The 16,151-nt window shown below is 70.0% G+C and carries 15 protein-coding genes; 5 read left to right on the top strand and 10 right to left on the bottom strand.

Going from position 1 to position 16,151, the window contains the following annotated elements; all coding sequences use genetic code 11:
- Positions 1-128 precede the first annotated feature (128 nt).
- Together OWM54_RS09890 and OWM54_RS09885 are read right to left on the bottom strand one after the other, a co-directional pair.
- Positions 129-371: a hypothetical protein gene (locus tag OWM54_RS09890; RefSeq protein WP_046712023.1), complete on the bottom strand. Its 243-nt coding sequence runs from the start codon at positions 369-371 to the stop codon at positions 129-131.
- Positions 372-448: 77 nt separating this feature from the next.
- A complete protein-coding gene (locus OWM54_RS09885; RefSeq protein WP_267697315.1) occupies positions 449-2,272 on the bottom strand; it encodes an AMP-dependent synthetase/ligase in 1,824 nt (607 codons plus the stop codon).
- A gap of 82 nt (positions 2,273-2,354) precedes the next feature.
- Here OWM54_RS09885 and OWM54_RS09880 point away from each other — a divergent pair, with 82 nt between their 5' ends.
- A complete protein-coding gene (locus OWM54_RS09880; protein WP_267697314.1) occupies positions 2,355-3,098 on the top strand; it encodes an AraC family transcriptional regulator in 744 nt (247 codons plus the stop codon).
- 399 nt (positions 3,099-3,497) lie between these two features.
- Here OWM54_RS09880 and OWM54_RS09875 read toward each other — a convergent pair whose 3' ends face one another.
- Together OWM54_RS09875 and OWM54_RS09870 are read right to left on the bottom strand one after the other, a co-directional pair.
- Complete coding sequence (locus OWM54_RS09875; protein WP_267697313.1) at positions 3,498-4,928, bottom strand: chondroitinase-B domain-containing protein; 1,431 nt, start codon at positions 4,926-4,928, stop codon at positions 3,498-3,500.
- A gap of 32 nt (positions 4,929-4,960) precedes the next feature.
- A complete protein-coding gene (locus tag OWM54_RS09870) occupies positions 4,961-5,935 on the bottom strand; it encodes an alpha/beta hydrolase fold domain-containing protein (protein WP_223750309.1) in 975 nt (324 codons plus the stop codon).
- Between the two features lie 298 nt (positions 5,936-6,233).
- On the opposite strand from OWM54_RS09870, the gene OWM54_RS09865 reads away from it, so the two are divergent.
- Positions 6,234-7,679, top strand: coding sequence for a condensation domain-containing protein (locus tag OWM54_RS09865; protein WP_223750310.1), 1,446 nt, complete (start codon positions 6,234-6,236; stop codon positions 7,677-7,679).
- A gap of 16 nt (positions 7,680-7,695) precedes the next feature.
- Here the strand turns inward: OWM54_RS09865 and OWM54_RS09860 are convergent, their stop codons facing one another.
- The 5 genes from OWM54_RS09860 to OWM54_RS09840 form a co-directional block, all read right to left on the bottom strand.
- Positions 7,696-8,886 carry an MFS transporter gene (locus OWM54_RS09860; RefSeq protein ID WP_223750311.1) on the bottom strand — a complete coding sequence of 397 codons (1,191 nt, stop codon included), beginning with the start codon at positions 8,884-8,886 and terminating at the stop codon, positions 7,696-7,698.
- A complete protein-coding gene (locus OWM54_RS09855; RefSeq protein WP_267697312.1) occupies positions 8,883-10,295 on the bottom strand; it encodes a hypothetical protein in 1,413 nt (470 codons plus the stop codon). Before OWM54_RS09855 ends, OWM54_RS09860 begins: the two co-directional genes overlap by 4 nt.
- 24 nt (positions 10,296-10,319) lie before the next feature.
- Positions 10,320-10,958 (bottom strand): VOC family protein, encoded by a 639-nt coding sequence (locus OWM54_RS09850; RefSeq protein WP_267697311.1) that lies wholly within the window; start codon positions 10,956-10,958, stop codon positions 10,320-10,322.
- 12 nt (positions 10,959-10,970) lie between these two features.
- Entirely contained in the window at positions 10,971-11,990 is a 1,020-nt protein-coding gene (locus OWM54_RS09845) for a hypothetical protein (protein ID WP_267697310.1), read from the bottom strand.
- A gap of 268 nt (positions 11,991-12,258) precedes the next feature.
- A complete protein-coding gene (locus tag OWM54_RS09840) occupies positions 12,259-12,627 on the bottom strand; it encodes a YciI family protein (RefSeq protein WP_267697309.1) in 369 nt (122 codons plus the stop codon).
- Positions 12,628-12,734: 107 nt separating this feature from the next.
- Here OWM54_RS09840 and OWM54_RS43225 point away from each other — a divergent pair, with 107 nt between their 5' ends.
- Both OWM54_RS43225 and OWM54_RS09830 read left to right on the top strand, forming a co-directional pair.
- Complete coding sequence (locus OWM54_RS43225; RefSeq protein ID WP_324289061.1) at positions 12,735-13,313, top strand: sugar O-acetyltransferase; 579 nt, start codon at positions 12,735-12,737, stop codon at positions 13,311-13,313.
- A 479-nt stretch (positions 13,314-13,792) separates the two neighbouring features.
- Positions 13,793-14,164 carry a hypothetical protein gene (locus tag OWM54_RS09830; RefSeq protein ID WP_248544322.1) on the top strand — a complete coding sequence of 124 codons (372 nt, stop codon included), beginning with the start codon at positions 13,793-13,795 and terminating at the stop codon, positions 14,162-14,164.
- 38 nt (positions 14,165-14,202) lie between these two features.
- On the opposite strand, the gene OWM54_RS09825 is transcribed toward OWM54_RS09830, so the two are convergent.
- Positions 14,203-15,069 (bottom strand): aldo/keto reductase family oxidoreductase, encoded by an 867-nt coding sequence (locus OWM54_RS09825; protein ID WP_267697308.1) that lies wholly within the window; start codon positions 15,067-15,069, stop codon positions 14,203-14,205.
- Between the two features lie 104 nt (positions 15,070-15,173).
- Here OWM54_RS09825 and OWM54_RS09820 point away from each other — a divergent pair, with 104 nt between their 5' ends.
- Complete coding sequence (locus OWM54_RS09820; RefSeq protein WP_223750318.1) at positions 15,174-16,073, top strand: LysR family transcriptional regulator; 900 nt, start codon at positions 15,174-15,176, stop codon at positions 16,071-16,073.
- Positions 16,074-16,151: the final 78 nt, after the last annotated feature.

The following is a 16,151-nucleotide window of genomic DNA, read 5'->3' as shown; positions in this document are numbered from 1 at the left end:
GAGGCCTGATTCTAGGTACTCTCTTGTGGGTGTGTCGCCCACATTTCTTCACCGAACCCTGAGGCAGGTCCGTTGATTCCGTCTGCCTGCCTCGGGACGGAATCAACGGGACTGACACGGCGTGAAGGCTAGTAGCAGAGCCACTTGTTGAAGGGCGTGCGCTGGCACTCGCACTCGCCCAGGTTGCCGTCGGACCAGGTGCAGGAGGTGAACGCTCCGGGGCGACAGAAGGTCCCGACGAGGGCCTCGCAACTGCCGGCCAGCTCCGACGACGCCTGCTCGGTGGCCTCGGGCGCCATCGGCTCACCCGTCTCCACGCCCCCACAGGCCGTCAGTCCGAACGCCACCGCGATTGCCAGGATTGCTCGCATGACCATCTCCAGTTGATTCGCTCGGAATACGCGAAGTGCGGGGATAGCTTAGGCGAGCCCAGGCGGGTTGACGACGCCTAGGCCCCGTACATCGACTCGATGAGCGCCGAGTGTTTGCGGGTGACGGCGTGGCGCTTGACCTTGAGCGACGCGGTGAGCTCGCCGCCATCCACCGTGAACGGGCCCGGGGAGATACGGAACGTCTTGATGCGCTCGAAGGACGCCAGGCCTGCGTTGGTCTCTTCCACCAGGGCCTTCAGGATGTCGTTGATGCGCGGGTGCGCGGGGTCGGCGGGGATGCCCTCTCGCCGGGCCACCATGGCGAGTATCTCCGGGTCGAGCGCGAACATGGCCGTGCAGTAGTTGCGTCCGTCGCCCAGCACGACGGCCTCCTGGACCAGCGGGTGTCGCTTGAGCTGCGCCTCGATTTTCAGCGGCGCCACGTACTTCCCGCCGCTCGTCTTGAGCAGCTCCTTCTTGCGCCCCGTCACCCGGACGAAGCCCTCCGCGTCGATGGAGGCGAGGTCTCCGGTCCGGAACCACCCGTCGGCATCGAAGGCCTCCGCCGTGGCCTCCGGACGGTTCAGGTAGCCCCGTGAGATGTTCGGTCCGCGCGCGAGCAGCTCGCCATCCGCGTCCACCTTGAGCTGGCAGCGGGAGAACGCGCGTCCCACCGTGCCAGGGCGCACGTCCTCCCTGGGATTGATGGTGAGCCCGGGACATGTCTCCGTGAGCCCATAGGCCTCCAGGATGGTCAGCCCGAGCGAGAGGAAGAACAGCTGCACGTCGACGCGAAGCGCGGCGGCGCCGGACAGGAGCACGGAGGCGTGGTCCAGGCCCAGGCGCGCGCGCAGCTTCGACAGCACGAGCCGGTCCGCCAGGGCCCGCTGCGCCTCCAGCCACAGGGGCCGGGACTTGCCGTGGGTCGCGGCGCGACGCCCCACGCCCAGGGCCCAGTCCAGCATCCAGCGGCGCAAGCCCCGCTCGCCCTCGATGGTGCTGGTGACCTTCGCCATCATCTTCTCGAAGACGCGCGGGGCCGCGGGGAAGAAGCCCGGGCGGGAGGCGACCAGGTCCGCCGCCAGCGTGGGCACCGACGACATCACCAGCGGCGCGCCGAAGAAGGGGCCCGCGAACTCCACCATGCGTCCGAAGGAGTGCGCGGCGGGGAGGAAGAGGAACAGGCCGTGCGTGAGCACGTTGTCATCCAGGAGCCGTGCGGCGCCGACGTCCTCGAGCATCGCCAGCATGTTGTCGTGGGTTTGAATCACCGCCTTCGGCGCGCCGGTGGTCCCCGAGGTGTACGTGAAGGTCGCGACGTGCTCGCGTCGAATCAGCGACGCCCTGCGGCGCACCTCGTCCTCCAGCTCCGCCCGTCGGGCGCGCCCGCGAGCCTCGAGCGCCTCCAGGCTCTCCCAGTCATCGGCGGGAGCAAGTCCGGCCGGATGGATGACGACCACCCTGGCGCGCGCGGGGAGCGCGTCGGGTGGGTAGTGCCGGTCGAAGAAGGTGAAGCCCGCACGGAAGGCGCGCACCTTGTCGAGCTGGTTCGCGTCGTCCACGACGATGAGCTGCGCGGCGGTGTCCACGTGCATGTAGCCCACCTCCTCGGGCAGCAGGCTGGCGTAGACGGGCACCGTCTTGAGGCCGACGCGCAGGGCCGCGAAGTCGACGAGACAGGACGCCATCGAGGTGTTGCCGACGAGGGTGATGCACGCGCCGTCGTCCACCGTGCCCGCGCTCAACAGCCCCGCGGCGAGCGACTCGATTCGCGGCAGCAGCTCCGACCAGCGGTGGTCGACATAGGTTTCGTCATGTCTGACGCGGAACGCGACGCGATGCGGCGACGCGTTCGCCCGGTCGAGAATCATCTGGGGGAGGGACGGGTGGACCTCGGCCATGGGGCCTCCTCGGTGCGTGGCGGGCAGGGGAGCGGCTTGTTTCACGAAGCCACGCTAGGTGCGGCGCCACGGGCCGGCTTGTATGATTCTGCAGATGCGGAGCCACTTGTTGCTGGGCGGAGGTCGAGCGCTCTACGTCGGCCGCTTCCACGAGTTGCCTCGGCATCGGTTCGCCGCCAACGCCGTGCTCGTGGGATTGGATGATGCGTTCGAGCTCGTCGACGGCGACGGCCGTGTCGGGCAGCACGAGGCCACCTTCGTGCGGGGGTGGCAATGGCACGCGCTCGACTTCCAGGGTGGGCGCGCCGCGGTGCTGTTCCTGGAGCCCGGCGTGAAGCTGCGCCATCAGGTCGACGCGAGCGCGGTGCGCGCGGCCGTGGAGACCGCCCTCGGTGCGCGACACCTCCAGCCCTGGACGGAGCTCTTCCAGCAGGCGCTGCACCTGGGGCCTTGCCCGAGGGAGGTCGACGCGCGCATCGCGCGGGTCGCCGCGTGGCTTGCTGCTCCCACGCGGGAGTCGGCGCCCGCGGACGCGGTGGGGTTGGCGCGGCGGGTGGGGGCTTCGACCTCGCTCGTCGAGCACCGGTTCAGCGAGCAGGTCGGCGTGCCGATGGGGGCGTATCGCGCGTGGCACCGGATGCAGGCGGCCGCGGCGCTCGCGCTGCGGGGGAGGAGCCTCACCGAGGTCGCGCACGCCGCGGGCTTCTACGACTCGGCGCACTTCTCCCGTCTGTTCCGAGGGATGTTCGGCCTGCCGCCCTCGAAGGTCTTCACCGACGACCTCACGGGGACCCTCTTCGAGACGCGCGTCAGCGGTGCGCCGTGAAGCGCCCTCGGGCCAGGAAGACGTGCTCGTCATCGATGAGGACCCGGGTGCCCGCGTCCTTGCGCCACACGTTGATGAGCTCGCTCACCCGCTCGGGCGTGAGGGGCCAGACGTCGCCTGGGAATAGATGCCCAGGTCGAAGTTCGGGAAACAGGCCCGCGCGGCCTGAAGCCAGACGGGGGTGACGACGAGCACCAGCCAGAGGAGGACCACGAGCGGCAGCGCGAGCGGTGCCAGTCGTGGTCGCGGGCGCTCGGGGCCCGAATCAGGTGTGGAGGCAACCATGGTGGAGCTGGCGCTTGCCAATAGCGCGTCATGACTGGCTCCGCCAGTGTTCACGCCCTGGGGCCCGCCTGGCCCGTGGGCAGGTCACCCACGGGCCGGAATGGAAGACAGCCGCTAACGCAGCCGGCGCCGCAAGCTCAACGGCAGGAGCAGCACGAGGAGCAGCGGCCACAGACCCGGGCTGGCGCCGCAACCGCCGCTGTCCTTGTCGGGGGAGCCCGTGTCCGGGTTCGTGCCCGCGTCTGTCACGCCGCCTCCCGCGTCCGGAGTGCCTCCGCCCGCGTCCGGGGTTCCTCCGCCCGCGTCCGGAGTGCCCGCGTCAGGCTGCTGCGTGACGGGCGCGCAGTCGCCGAGCGAGTGCTCCAGCGCCCCCAGCGTGGAGTTGCCGGAGGTGGGCCGGGGCCGCTGGCAGAAATCCTCGGTGACAGAGGCACTGGGGACGGCGGCGGCCACCAACTGCGTCACCGGGCCCTTCAGCGTCAGGTCGCCCTGGACCGGCGCCACGTACCAGGACGTCCACGTGCCCGTGGCCACGTTCGTCATGTTCGTCCCCGCGGTGAAGCGGCCGTTGTCGCGGTTTCGGATGACGGACGACAACACGTTGCCGTGGGCCTCGCCGGTGGAGGACGCGTAGCGGAAGTCCACGCCCGTCGTGGCGATGAAGGTGTTGAACAGCACCTGCGTGCGCGCGGCCCGGTTCAGGTAGACGGCGACATCCGAGCAGTTGGCGACGATGTTGTTCCGGATGATGCCATCCGAGTGCTCGGGGTCACACGGCACCGTCGCGTCGAAGGCCGGCGCACAGAACGCCGCGCCCGTGCCTCCGCCGCCGAAGGACAGGCCGATTCGCGTGTCCGAGGCCGGCCGGTCCCGGGCGCACAGGACGCGGTTTCGCTCGAAGAGCCCCCGCTTGCCGCCGCTCTTCATGAAAGCGCCGTAGGAGATGCCTCCCTGCTTGGAGAAGTCGTGCACCTCGTTGTCGCGCACCACCCAGTCGTCGCCCGTGTCGATGTTGAGCTTGTTGACGGGCGTCCCCGTCACGCGCGGGCGGGTGTCGTAGATGTCGTTGCGCTCGATGAGCCCCCGGTGGGGCATCTCGAAGACGCCGCTGGTGTTCTTCGTCGCGTTGGCCTTGAGCTGGGAGTTGAAGTCGCGCACGCGGCTGTTGCGCAGCACGAAGCCCTCCGCGTGGCCGGTGACGTGGAACGCGTGCTCGCAGTCCTGGTCGCGGGCGCAGATGCCCTCGATGGTGAGCCCGTCGAAGACCCAGGCGCGCCCCGACACCTTGAAGCCCTCGGTGGCGTTGAAGCGGATGAGCGCCGCGTGCCGGTTCGCCGCGCGCACGGTGATGGGCTGGGCATCCGTGCCCTCCGCCGCGCAGTTGAGGTTCGCATTCACCGTGTAGGTGCCATCCGCGAGCACGATGTCGTCCCCCGCCTTCGCGGAGGACAGCGCGGCTTGCAGCTCCGCCACGGTGGTCACGTTCTTCGTGGCGGCGACGCCCGACAGCGGCAGGAGGAGGACGACGAGGGGGACGGTTCTCATCCAGGGGACTCCAAGCGAGGGGGGCTCGGAGTCTACCCCGTCACGGGGTGGGTGGCGTCGCGCGCGAACATCCGCGCGAGCCACGAGTCCCGCGCCGCGATGCACGCCCGCGCCAGCGCCGACTGGGGGGCGATGTCGTAGAAGCCGTGGAACGCGCCACCCCAGACGTGCAGCTCGCACTCGCCCCCCGCCGCCAGGATCCGGTTCGCGTAGGTGACGGCTTCATCCCGGAACGTCTCCGCGCCTCCCACGTCGATGAAGGTGGGCGGCAGCCGGCTCAGGTCGGAGGCCCGCGCGGGCGCGGAGTAGGGGGACACCTCCGGACCGCCGAGCCGGTCTCCCAGCACGGCGCGCCACGCGGTCAGGTTGCTGGTCCGGTCCCAGACGCCGACGCCGTCGTACCGATGCGCGGAGGTCGTCTCGTTGCGGTCGTCCAGCATGGGACATTGCAGCAACTGGCCGAGCAGCCGAGGCCCCTGCCTGTCCCGGGCGAGCAGCGTGGTCCCTGCCGCGAGCCCGCCCCCGCCGCTGCCGCCGAAGATGACGAGCTGGTGGGGATTGAAGCGCAGCGACTTCGCGTTCGCGGCCATCCATTCCAGGCCCGCGTAGCAGTCCTCCACCAGCGTGGGCGCGGGGTGCTCGGGTGCCCGCCGGTACTCGACGCTCACGCAGACGGCGTCATGGCGCAGCGCCCAGTCCACCAGCGGCCGGGCTCCGGCGAAGCGGGTCCCCATCACCATGCCACCACCATGGATGTGGTAGACGGCGGGCCCGGCCACCGAGTGCCCCTTGCGGGAGATGACGGAGACGACGATGTCGTCGCCTCGATATCCCGGGATGGTGTGGTCGACGCAGTCGACCTGCGCGTCCCCGATGAGCGCCTCCCGCGTCACGTCGCTCAGTCGGCGGAAGTGCTCGAGCTGCTCCAGCGTCATCTTCAAGGGGACGTACCCCTCGAGCGGGGCGAGGAGCGGGGCGAGCTGCGGGTCGAAATCAGGATGAGTCATGCGTGCTGCATACTCCGGACCGGTGCGCGCGTGGAAAGCCCGTAGCACCGTCACCCGTTCGAAGTGGGGCTTGCTCCACACTGCCTCGGCCTGGTGTTCCGGCTCACCCGCATCCCGGGGGCAATGGCAGACGTCACCTCCAGTCTCGCGTCGCCCCCAACTGGATGCACCCGACACGGCGCGGAAGAGGGCTTGTCCGTGCCGAATGGCAATCACAGCCTCTGTGCAGGGCGCACTGACGCGAACTCGCGTCCGCGAGGCGCCGAACACGCGAAAGACCGCGGAAAGGACTTCCTCCATGCATCAGCTCCCCCTCGAAGAGGCGGGGTTCCACGCCGGCCATGTCCACGAATGGCGACTGCGCCCCGCCGCGAACACGCTCGCCTCGCTCTCGGCCGGTGACCGGCCCGCCTCCTACAACCAGGAGAAGCACTTCGCGGCCGCGGTGTCGGCCCGGCAGGAGCACGTCTCGGAGGACTACTGGATTGGCCTGTCGTTCCGCATCCCCGGCCCGCTCGACCTGGCCGCGCTGGAGGCGGCGCTGCTGCACTTCGTGAAGCGGCACGAGGTGCTGCGCTGCGGGTTCGAGCAGCTCATCGCCGGGGACCTGCGCTGCGACGTCATGACGCCCGCGCAGGTCCGGCTGGAGCACACCGACGTGGGGCACCTCGCGTCGGGCGAGGCGGTGACGGCCCACATCCAGGCCACGTTCAACCGGGACATCGACACGCTGTCGTGGCCGCTGTTCGTGATGGGCGTGGTGGTGGAGCCGTCGCAGGCCACCGTCTACATGGGGTTCGACCACATCCTGTGTGATGGCCTCTCCCTGGTCTTCGCGGTGGAGGACGTGCAGCGCGACTACGCCGCCCTGGCCGCGGGCCTGACGCCGGTCCCCGAGGTGGCGGGGAGCTACCTCGACTTCGGGGACGTGCAGCGCCACCGCTATTCGAAGCTGACCGCGGACAGCCCCGAGCTGGACTACTGGCGTGCCTTCATCGCGGACGCGGGGGACCTGTTCCCCCACATCCCGCTCGACCTGGGCCTCGAGTCAGGCCGCATGTACCCGGCCCGCAACAGCACCGTGCGATTGCTCGACGACGCGGGGGCGCAGGCGTTCGAGCGCCTCTGCCAGGAGCGCGGCGTGAAGCTGTTCATCGGCATGCTGGCCGTCGTGGGCATGGCCCTGCGGGACATCTCGGGCGCCCAGGTGTACCGGGGGTTCATGCCCATTGGTGAGCGCAAGGACCCCCGCTGGCGCAAGTCCTTCGGTTGGTTCGTCAACACCCTGGCCATCCGCTTCCCCATCGCCGACGGGATGACGTTCCCGGAGGTCGTCGAGGGGGTCCAGACAAGCTTCAAGGAGCTGCTGCGCAACGTCGACGTGCCCTTCGTGAAGGTCTGGGAGCTGCTCGCGCCGCAGTACTTCCACCTGCGGACGTGGCCGTTCCCGGTCAACTTCTTCTCCTTCCTCGACTACCGGAAGCTGCCCGGCGCGGACATGCTCGACGTCTGGCGGCCGAAGACGATGCCCGAGTCCTCGCACTCCAACACGGGCAACATGTGGTTCCTCCGCAACGCGGAGGGGCTCTTCCTCCACTCCATCATCTGCGATGTGCCCAAGAGCGTGGACGCGTTCGACCGCTACCGCGCCGCCATCAGCTCCACGCTCGAGGACCTCCTCCGCGGCTCCGTCCGCGGTGGCGTCACGCCCCGGGAAGGCGGTCAGCCCTCCGCCTCGCTCTGACGGCGAGCGGGCGCGCTCACCGGGTGGCGGCGGCGTCGGGCAGCGTGGCCGGGCTGCCGCCCCGCATCGAGCGCGCCGCGACCACGGCCAGCGCCAGGAAGATGAGGATGAGCGCCCGAGGGAATGCCTGGGTGCCGAACACGTCCTGAAGCACGCCGATAGCCGAGGAGCCGGCGACACCCCCGACCCCGCCCGCCATCGTCATGGCGGCGCTGCAGCTGAGCAGCTGCGCCCCGCTGAAGCGGTCGCCGATGGACGCCAGCGCCACCGTCGTCGTGCCGTAGGCGCACGCGCCCCAGACGAACAGGAACAGGAACAGCAGGGGCGTCGCGACGCCGATGACCCACGGCAGCGCGGCGCCGCCCAGCACGGTGAGCAACGCGCAGCCCATCATCACCGGGCGTCGGCCCCAGCGGTCGGACGCCCAGCCGATGGGCGGCTGCAGCACCACGTTGCCGACGTTCAGCACGCTCAGCCCGATGCCCATCACCGCGGTGCTCGTGCCATGCGCTGCCCCGAACCGGGGCAGGAACGCGAGGGACGCGTGGTCGAACGCGCCGAACGACGCGGCCGCCAGCAGCGCCGCCGGAATCAAGCCGAGCGCCCCGAGCACCGGCGCGCGCGCCGTGCCGTGGAAGTCCGGCAGCCGCTGGCGGACGAGCAACACCCCCAGCGCGCACGCGATGAACGCGGCGCCGAGCAGCGCGAAGCAGTGGGGCGAGCGGAAGTCCACCAGCGCCACCACCAGCGGCCCACACGCGAAGCCCGCGGACAGGAACGACGTGTAGATGCCGAACACCCGGCCCCGGCGCCCCGAGGGCGTGAGCTGCGCGAGCCAGGCCTTGTTGACGATGTAGAAGCCGCCCACCGCCAGGCCCCACAGCAGGCGCGCGACAATCCACAGCAGCGGCTGGGGCACGAGCGCCATCGCCACCATCGCCGTCAGGCCGAGCAGGCAGCTGGCGACGCCGATGCGCACCGCGCCGAACCGCTCGGCCGCCCACGGAATCACGAACGACGAGGCAATCAGCCCCAGCGGGCTGCACGCCGCGGAGATGCCAATCACGCTGTCGGCCACGCCCTGGCGGGCCAGCAGCACGCCGAGCAACACGGGCGTGCCCCCCACCGCGACGGCGAACATGCCGACCAGGAACGAAATCGTGAAGATGCTCCGCCACGCGGCGGCGTCCGGGAGGGGTGGACTCATGACGCCGGGTGGCGCGCGACCAGGACCGGCAGCATCGCGCCGCCCTTGTAGAGGCTCATGATGGGACTCTGGTTGGCCCGCGACAGGAAGCCCACCGCCTTGCCGCCGAAGATGAACATGTTGAGGTCCGCGATGCGCTGGGTGATTTCGCCCGTCGTCGGGTCCGGACAGTGGACGACGTGGCCCTGGATGTACTCCTGGGCCACGTACGAGGCGTCGGACGCCGCGGTCTCGACGGCGCGCCGCCAGTCCTCCTCCCGCGCCTTGTTCCCAATCACGATGCCGTCGCCCCACGTGGCGTTGGTCGGCTTGAGCAGGAAGCGGGACCTGTTGCGCTGGAGGTAGTCGCACAGGTCCACCGCGTCGCCCTCCATGGAGATGGAGCGCCCGGGCGCCACCACGCGCGTCCACGGCACGTGGCGCTGGAACAGCTGGCGGTCCGCCGGTGAGAAGTGGTCGCCGAACCGCGGGTCGCTCAGGAGCGCCAGGATGGACTTGTCCGCGTAGAGCCACTGGCAGGCCAGCGGGTTCACGCTGACCACGTCTCCGTCCGCCACCGCGCGCAGGTAGGGGGCGGCGTCGGGGCACCGGACCAGGTCGCGCAGGTCCCACTTGTTGTAGACGAGGTCGATGCGCGTCCCCCGGTGCGTCACGTGGCCCGCCCCCGGCGCCAGCTCCCGCAGGTCGATGAACTCGCAGTGGATGCCGCGCTCGTCGAAGCCCTGGATGATGAGGTCGGTCTCGCTGGTGAAGCGGCCGTTGTAGTTGACGATGCGGACCTCGCTCGGCTCACGTCCCTTGTCCGCGCGATAGGTGTCCAGCATCTCCGAGATGAACAGGTTGCGCGTCTCCACGATGGGCTGGGGGACCCACTCCACGTCGCGCCCCCACGCGGCCAGGATGGGGTTGGGCCGCGAGCGCCACAGCCGCGTCGCCATGCCGGACGCGAACAGGTTCGCGGGACAGTCGGTGTTGGTCTCCAGGATGAGGTAGCGGCCGTCCGGCGCCACCAGGCCGTCGAAGCGGCAGATGCGCGTGAGCGGCCGGAACCCGGGCGCCGCGAGCAGGTAGTCACGCACCGGCTCATAGCCGCGATAGAGCCCTCGGACCTCGTCGTCGTGGCGGTACAGCTCCAGCACGTCGTCGAACACCCGGATGAAGCGCTCGCCGGCGAGCTTCAGCTCCGCGGCCCAGTCCGCGTCGATGACGGTCGGCCGCAGGCACACCGGATAGGCGTGGTTGGCGTCGAACTGGAGCCGGTGGTCGAGCGCCGTCGCGCGCAGGTCGCGCTGTGCCGCCGCGATGTGCTCACGCTCGTCGGCCGAGGCCCGGGCCAGCAGCGCGTCGAGCTCCGCGTCGTAGGGACACAGCGCCAGACCGCCGCCGTCTTTCTGAAAGGGAGAAGCCACCTTGGACATCGTCGACCCCAGGGTTCAAGTCAGGATGCGGATTCCCGACGGCGTGCGAATCGTCGCGGTATAGCGGAGCGCCTCGCCGTGCTTCACGGCGGGCGCGCCAGGGATGTCGAGTGCCTCGTACAGCCGGGTGATGCCGGCCGGGTCCGGGTGCTCGAGCGTGAAGGCCAGAAGCTCACAGCCCCGCTCGGTCTGGGGCGCGAGCGTCGGGCGTGCCCCCTTGCGGTCGATGAGCGAGGGCACGACGCCCCCCATCGGCAGCGAGCCGTCCACGGGCACGGCGAAGAAGTAGCTGGACGCGCCGGCGTGGAACTCGCGCGGCTCACCGAAGACGCCCGGGTGCCGGGCCAGGTCCCGGGCGAAGTGGTCGGTGCTCGCCACCCAGCCCCGCAGGCGCCTGCCGTCGTCCCACGCCCGCCGCACCGCCGCGCGGTCGTCCAGCCCGAACCACCGGGGGTGCGCGGGGGGCGGCGCCTCCTCGTCGATGGCAATCACCTCCAGATAGGCGGCCTCACCCAGCCGGAGCAGGTGATTGTGCGTGCCCATGTGGATGTGCTTGCGGCCGAAGGGGATGTCGAGGTCCAGGCACTCCCGGAGATGTGAGATGCCTTCGACGAGCGAGGGTGCGATGACGGAGAGGTGGTCGAGTCGAGGCATGGTGTCGCGGGGTCAGCCCTGGACCAGCATCGGGTCGGTCGACTGGACGATGGCGGTCGAGAAGCGGTTGTAGCCGAACAGTCGCACGAGGATGCGCCGGTTGTCCTTGATGATGTCGCGGCAGTGCAGGGCCTTGGTGTTGTTGATGAGGATGGCCTTGCTGGAGTCCAGCGTCACCTGGAGCCGCTCGGCGTTCGCGATGCCGGCCTGCAGCGCGGCGAGGGCCCTGTGCGCGGTCTCCGGCGCCCCGGCGCACGCGGAGAAGCGATAGGCGCTGAACCGGAACGCGTAGTCGCCGTGTGGGTTGTAGTCCACGATGGAGACGTCGCGGCCGTCCTCGTCACCGGGGACGTAGGAGTCGGGCCGGGTGAATTGATAGTGCTTGCGGGTCAACGCGTCGACCACCGGCTCTCCCAGGGCCTCCAGCACCGGCGTCACCGGGATGACCTGGGTCGGTTCCTGGAGCGGATTCCACCGCGCCGTCAGAATCAGCGTCGAGGGCGCCGGGGAGCGCCGCTGCGTCGCGTGGAACGAGCAGTAATACGGCGGCTCGGTGTGGGCGCCGAGCGCGAGGCCGGAGTGGGAGGAGAGCTCCACGTCCTCGGGCGCGGGCTCCTCTGGAATCTTGTGCTGGCCGCCCCCCTTGAAGTTGCCGACGATGCGGACCATCTCATTGTAATCCAAATCGTACGCGAAGGCGCGATTGTCACAGAGGTTCAACAGGAGCTGGCTGCGTGACGCGAGCACCTGGCAATCGAAGTCGACCTTCAAGGACTCGAGCGACGGCCTCGTCTCGGGGACGCCCTCGCCCACCGCTCGCATGCCCTCGACCACCAGCAGGGTGGTGCGATTGCTGGCATAGCCATCCACCACGGCGCGCTGCCCGGGGTCCAGCAGCTCTCGCAGCGCGCTCGCGCTGGCCTCGGCGCGCTCACGGACCCCCGCGGCTTGTGGTCCCCCTGCCCGAGCCAACCGCACGGCCTGTTGATGCAGGTATTCCGCCTGCGAAGGCAGCCATTTCAGGACCGCCACTTCAGTGTGAGGACTTGCGGATTTTCCGTCTGACCTCGCGACACGAGTCATCTCGGCCCCCGACTCAGCTTCGAGCTGGGGCGCGCAGATACTACCGGTATGTCTAGTAGTCCATATTAATCTTGAATTGATAGGGATGGGGTGCGGCGGCCACCCCAGTCTCCTGGAAGCTGAAAGGAGTTGGTGGGCGCTTCAGGGCAGACACGCAACAGTCCGAGCGAAGAGTTCCACTGCACCAACCTCCTGGCGAGGCACGGAGGCGGGGGCCTCAGCCCGGGTCCTCCTCCTCGTAGCAGACGCCGATTTCGCGCAGCTCGACGGTGGACCACTCGGCCGCGGGACACTGGCTGGCGATGGCGAGCGCTTCTTCCCGGCTCGCGCAGTCGAAGAGGACGTAGCCTCCGACAACCTCCTTGGATTCGGCGAAGGGGCCATCACGCAGGGTGCGCTGGTGGTCCCGGACCTCGATCCGGACCCCCTCCGAGACGGACCGGAGGGAGTCGCTGCCCTTCCAGAGCCCGCGCGCCTGGAGGTCCTGGACGAAGCCCACCATCCGCTCCATCTCGCGGCGGCCTTCTTCCGCCGTCCGGCTCCGCTTGCGCTTGCTCTCCTCCATGACCAACAGCATGTACGTCATCACCGACTCCGTGCGTGGGGGGGCGCCCAGCGTCCTCCATCCGCCGCCCGGGCTGAAGCGTTTCCTGGCGCTGGACGCCGGCGCGGCCCGAGGGCCAGGCTCGTGGGATGCCCCTCCAGAACCTCATGCGCATCCACGACCCGGAGTCCCTCGCGAGAGGAGAGCGGGCCTTCAGCCCCGAGTTCGCGGCGATGAGCCAGCGGGTGCTGCACGTCACCGGGCTGACGTCACGCCTCAACGTCCTACCGTTCGAGGACGAGGCGGGCAAGGCGGCGCTGCTCGAGCAGATTCTCGGGCGGCCGCTGCCCAAGCGGGTCACCGTCTATCCGCCGTTCTACACGGACCATGGGCTGCGGCTGGAGCTGGCCGAGCGGGTGTTCATCAACCAGGGTTGCACGTTCCTCGACCATGCCGGCATCCGGCTGGGCGAAGGGGTGATGGTCGGCCCGAAGGTCACCTTCATCACGATGAGCCACCCGGTGGACCCGGGGGACCGGCGGCTGTACCTCACGGGCGCGCCCATCGAGGTGGCCCAGAACGCGTGGATTGGCGCGGGGGCGACGATTCTTCCCGGGGTCCGGATTGGTCGCGACGCGGTGGTCGCGGCCGGAGCCATCGTCTGCGACGACGTGCCGGACGCGAGCCTGGTGACGGGCCCGAAGGCGACCGTCCACCGACGGTGGTGAGCCACACCGGGGCCACTCGACCCGCGCGGCCTGCCACGACGCAAGGGCTGGCCGGCGGGCCGCGACTCACTCGAAGGTGATGATGAGCTGCTCCCACGCGCCCACGGCGGTGCGGTTGGCGTTCACCGTGCCGCTGCCACCGCCCTCGGCCACCACGTCGTTCTTTGCCGTTCGAGGCGCGCTGGCCGATGGCCTGCCCGCCCCAGGGGCTCGATGGTCGGCAGCCCGTTGCTCGAGAACGCCGTGCGCGAGTCGCGCATGATGGAGCCGTAGTCGTACCCGAGGAGCCCCCCGTGCCGTCGATACCTCCCCGGGCCAATACCGAGTGCGATTCGCGTTGGAGAAGCCCGCACCCTCGGGAAGAAAAAGCGGCTCGCGCGTTGGTTTGTGTGGAAAGGCCAAAGTCATTTCTCCGGAGCCCGGCATCCATCCTGGCTGTGGGAATTCCAATCCAAGTCCCCATTGGAAGGAGCAACACCATGAAGCGAGCGTCCCTCGTTGTCTCGGCGGTGATGATGTCGGTCGGGTTTGCCACTCCGGCGCTGGCGGCGCCCATCACCGTGAATGGCTACGTCTGCGCGGCCACGTACACGCGTCAGCCCAATCTCACCTACGGCCAGGGCTACGTGGTCGTGCAGGTGTACACGGCGGCGAACTGCACGGGGAGCTTCGTCGGCAACTACTACTACCTGGGCGCGAGCGCCGCTTCGGCGGGCTACCAGTACAGTGAAGCGGAGCGCCTGGGGCTGTTCGAGCGCGCCACCCAGGCCGCCACCCAGGGCACGCGGGTCACCCTCTACGTGGAGGGGGCTGGCGTCGGCATCCTCGACACGACCTACCGCGGCAACTGACGTCGGGCGGGACGCCGCGCGGGGTGTCCCGCGCGCGGTCAGCCCCGCTCGGTGAGGCGGTTGAGCAGGTCCAGGTCCCCGGCGCTCAGCGAAAGCGAGGCGCTCGCGAGGTTCTCCCGGAGGTGGGGGCGTGACGACGTGCCAGGGATGAGCAGCACGTTGGGGGCGCGGTGCAGCAGCCACGCCAGGGCGACCTGCATCGGCGTCGCGCCCAGGCGCGTGGCCACGTCGTTCAGCGTGCTCGACTGCAGCGGGGTGAAGCCGCCCAGCGGGAAGAACGGCACGTAGGCCGTCCCCGTGGCGGCGAGCTGGTCGATGAGCGCGTCGTCATGCCTGTGCGCCAGGTTGTAGTGGTTCTGCACGCAGACGATGTCGACGAGCTTGCGGCCCTCGGCGACCTGCGTCGGGGTGACGTTGCTCAGGCCGATGTGGCGGATGAGCCCGCGCTGCTGGAGCTCGGCGAGCGCGGTGAGGGGCGCCTCGATGGAGCCCTCCACCGGGCCCTCGGCGCTGAACATGGCCCGGAGGTTCACGACGTCCAGCACGTCGAGGCCGAGGTTGCGCAGGTTGTCGTGGACCGAGCGCTCGAGGTCCTCGGGAGAGGACGCGGGCTCCCAGGAGCCCTGGGGGCCACGCACCGCGCCCACCTTCGTGGCGATGACCAGCCCGTCGCGATAGGGGTGCAGCGCCTCTCGGATGAGCTGGTTCGTCACATGCGGGCCGTAGATGTCGCTGGTGTCCAGGTGGTCGACGCCCTGCTCGATGGCCTCGCGCAGCACGGCGAGGGCCGCCTTACGGTCCCTGGGTGGACCGAAGACACCGGGGCCGGCGAGCTGCATGGCGCCGTAACCCACGCGGCGGACGGTGTGGGTGCCGAGGCGATAGGTCTTGGGGATGGGAGACATGGTGGAGGTCCTTGGGATTCGAGGTTCTCCCTTTCTCTACGGAGGGCGCCGCTGCGCGACAATCAGTGGCAATGCGCACGGGCTGTGCGAAAATCCGCACAGTGATGGATGAGTTCTCGGACCTGACGGCCTTCAGGGCGGTGGCGCGTGAGGGCGGATTTCGCGGCGCGGCGCGGGTGACGGGCAGCAGCGCCTCGCGGCTGGGGGACGCCGTCCGCCGGCTGGAGGCCCGGCTGGGGGTCCGGCTGCTCCACCGGACGACGCGGAGCGTGACGCTGACGGACGCGGGGGCGCGGCTGCTCGAGCGGCTGGAGCCCGCGCTGGGGGAGGTCCGCTCGGCGTTGGACGTGGTCAACGACTTCCGCGGCCGACCGGCGGGGCGGCTGCGGCTCAATGTCCCCATCGCGGCGGCGCGGCTGGTGTTGCCCCGCATCGTGCCGCCGTTCCTGGCGAAGTACCCCGACATCCGCATGGAGGTCATCGCGGAGGAGCGCCTGGTCGACGTGGTGGCCGAGGGCTATGACGCGGGCATCCGCTACGAGGAGCGGCTCGCGCAGGACATGGTGGCGGTGCCCATCGGTCCGCGCGTCCAGCGCTTCGCGGCCGCCGCCTCGCCCGCGTATCTCGCGCGGCGTGGGCGCCCCAGGCATCCGAAAGAGCTCCTGAACCATGACTGCCTGGGGGGCCGGTTCACGAAGGGGCCGCTGCACGCGTGGGAGTTCGAGCGCGACGGGGTGACGCTCAACGTCGAGCCGAAGGGCCCGCTCATCGTCGGCCTCGGGACGACGACGGACCTGGCGGTGGCCGCCGCCGTGGCGGGGACCGGCATCATCTACGACTTCGAGGACTGGCTTCGTCCCTACCTGGACCGGGGAGAGCTGGTCCCCGTGCTCGAGTCCTGGTGGCCGAGCTTCTCCGGGCCGGTCCTCTATTATCCCGGCCGCCACCACCTCCCCACGCCGCTGCGGGCGTTCATCGACTTCATCCGGTCGATGAAGACCTGAGCGTTCGCGGCGGGGCCAGGGCCCTCCCCGGGTCGAGGGCCTTCTCCTGACGGCCGTGACGGCCCCGGGCGTGAAGCC

Source organism: Myxococcus sp. MISCRS1 (genome assembly GCF_026626605.1).
Lineage (GTDB): Bacteria > Myxococcota > Myxococcia > Myxococcales > Myxococcaceae > Myxococcus > Myxococcus fulvus.
Note: the sequence above shows the minus strand (reverse complement) of the source record. Positions and strands in the feature narration are given on the sequence as shown.

What these genes read in the sequence shown, in the direction of transcription:
- OWM54_RS09860 (WP_223750311.1), bottom strand. Translation starts at nt 8,886, where the DNA reads ATGAGTCCACCCCTCCCGGACGCCGCCGCGTGGCGGAGCATCTTCACG.
- OWM54_RS09870 (WP_223750309.1), bottom strand. Translation starts at nt 5,935, where the DNA reads ATGACTCATCCTGATTTCGACCCGCAGCTCGCCCCGCTCCTCGCCCCG.
- OWM54_RS09820 (WP_223750318.1), top strand. Translation starts at nt 15,174, where the DNA reads ATGGATGAGTTCTCGGACCTGACGGCCTTCAGGGCGGTGGCGCGTGAG.
- OWM54_RS09840 (WP_267697309.1), bottom strand. Translation starts at nt 12,627, where the DNA reads ATGACGTACATGCTGTTGGTCATGGAGGAGAGCAAGCGCAAGCGGAGC.
- OWM54_RS09875 (WP_267697313.1), bottom strand. Translation starts at nt 4,928, where the DNA reads ATGAGAACCGTCCCCCTCGTCGTCCTCCTCCTGCCGCTGTCGGGCGTC.
- OWM54_RS43225 (WP_324289061.1), top strand. Translation starts at nt 12,735, where the DNA reads ATGCCCCTCCAGAACCTCATGCGCATCCACGACCCGGAGTCCCTCGCG.
- OWM54_RS09880 (WP_267697314.1), top strand. Translation starts at nt 2,355, where the DNA reads ATGATTCTGCAGATGCGGAGCCACTTGTTGCTGGGCGGAGGTCGAGCG.
- OWM54_RS09885 (WP_267697315.1), bottom strand. Translation starts at nt 2,272, where the DNA reads ATGGCCGAGGTCCACCCGTCCCTCCCCCAGATGATTCTCGACCGGGCG.
- OWM54_RS09830 (WP_248544322.1), top strand. Translation starts at nt 13,793, where the DNA reads ATGAAGCGAGCGTCCCTCGTTGTCTCGGCGGTGATGATGTCGGTCGGG.
- OWM54_RS09825 (WP_267697308.1), bottom strand. Translation starts at nt 15,069, where the DNA reads ATGTCTCCCATCCCCAAGACCTATCGCCTCGGCACCCACACCGTCCGC.
- OWM54_RS09850 (WP_267697311.1), bottom strand. Translation starts at nt 10,958, where the DNA reads ATGCCTCGACTCGACCACCTCTCCGTCATCGCACCCTCGCTCGTCGAA.
- OWM54_RS09890 (WP_046712023.1), bottom strand. Translation starts at nt 371, where the DNA reads ATGCGAGCAATCCTGGCAATCGCGGTGGCGTTCGGACTGACGGCCTGT.
- OWM54_RS09865 (WP_223750310.1), top strand. Translation starts at nt 6,234, where the DNA reads ATGCATCAGCTCCCCCTCGAAGAGGCGGGGTTCCACGCCGGCCATGTC.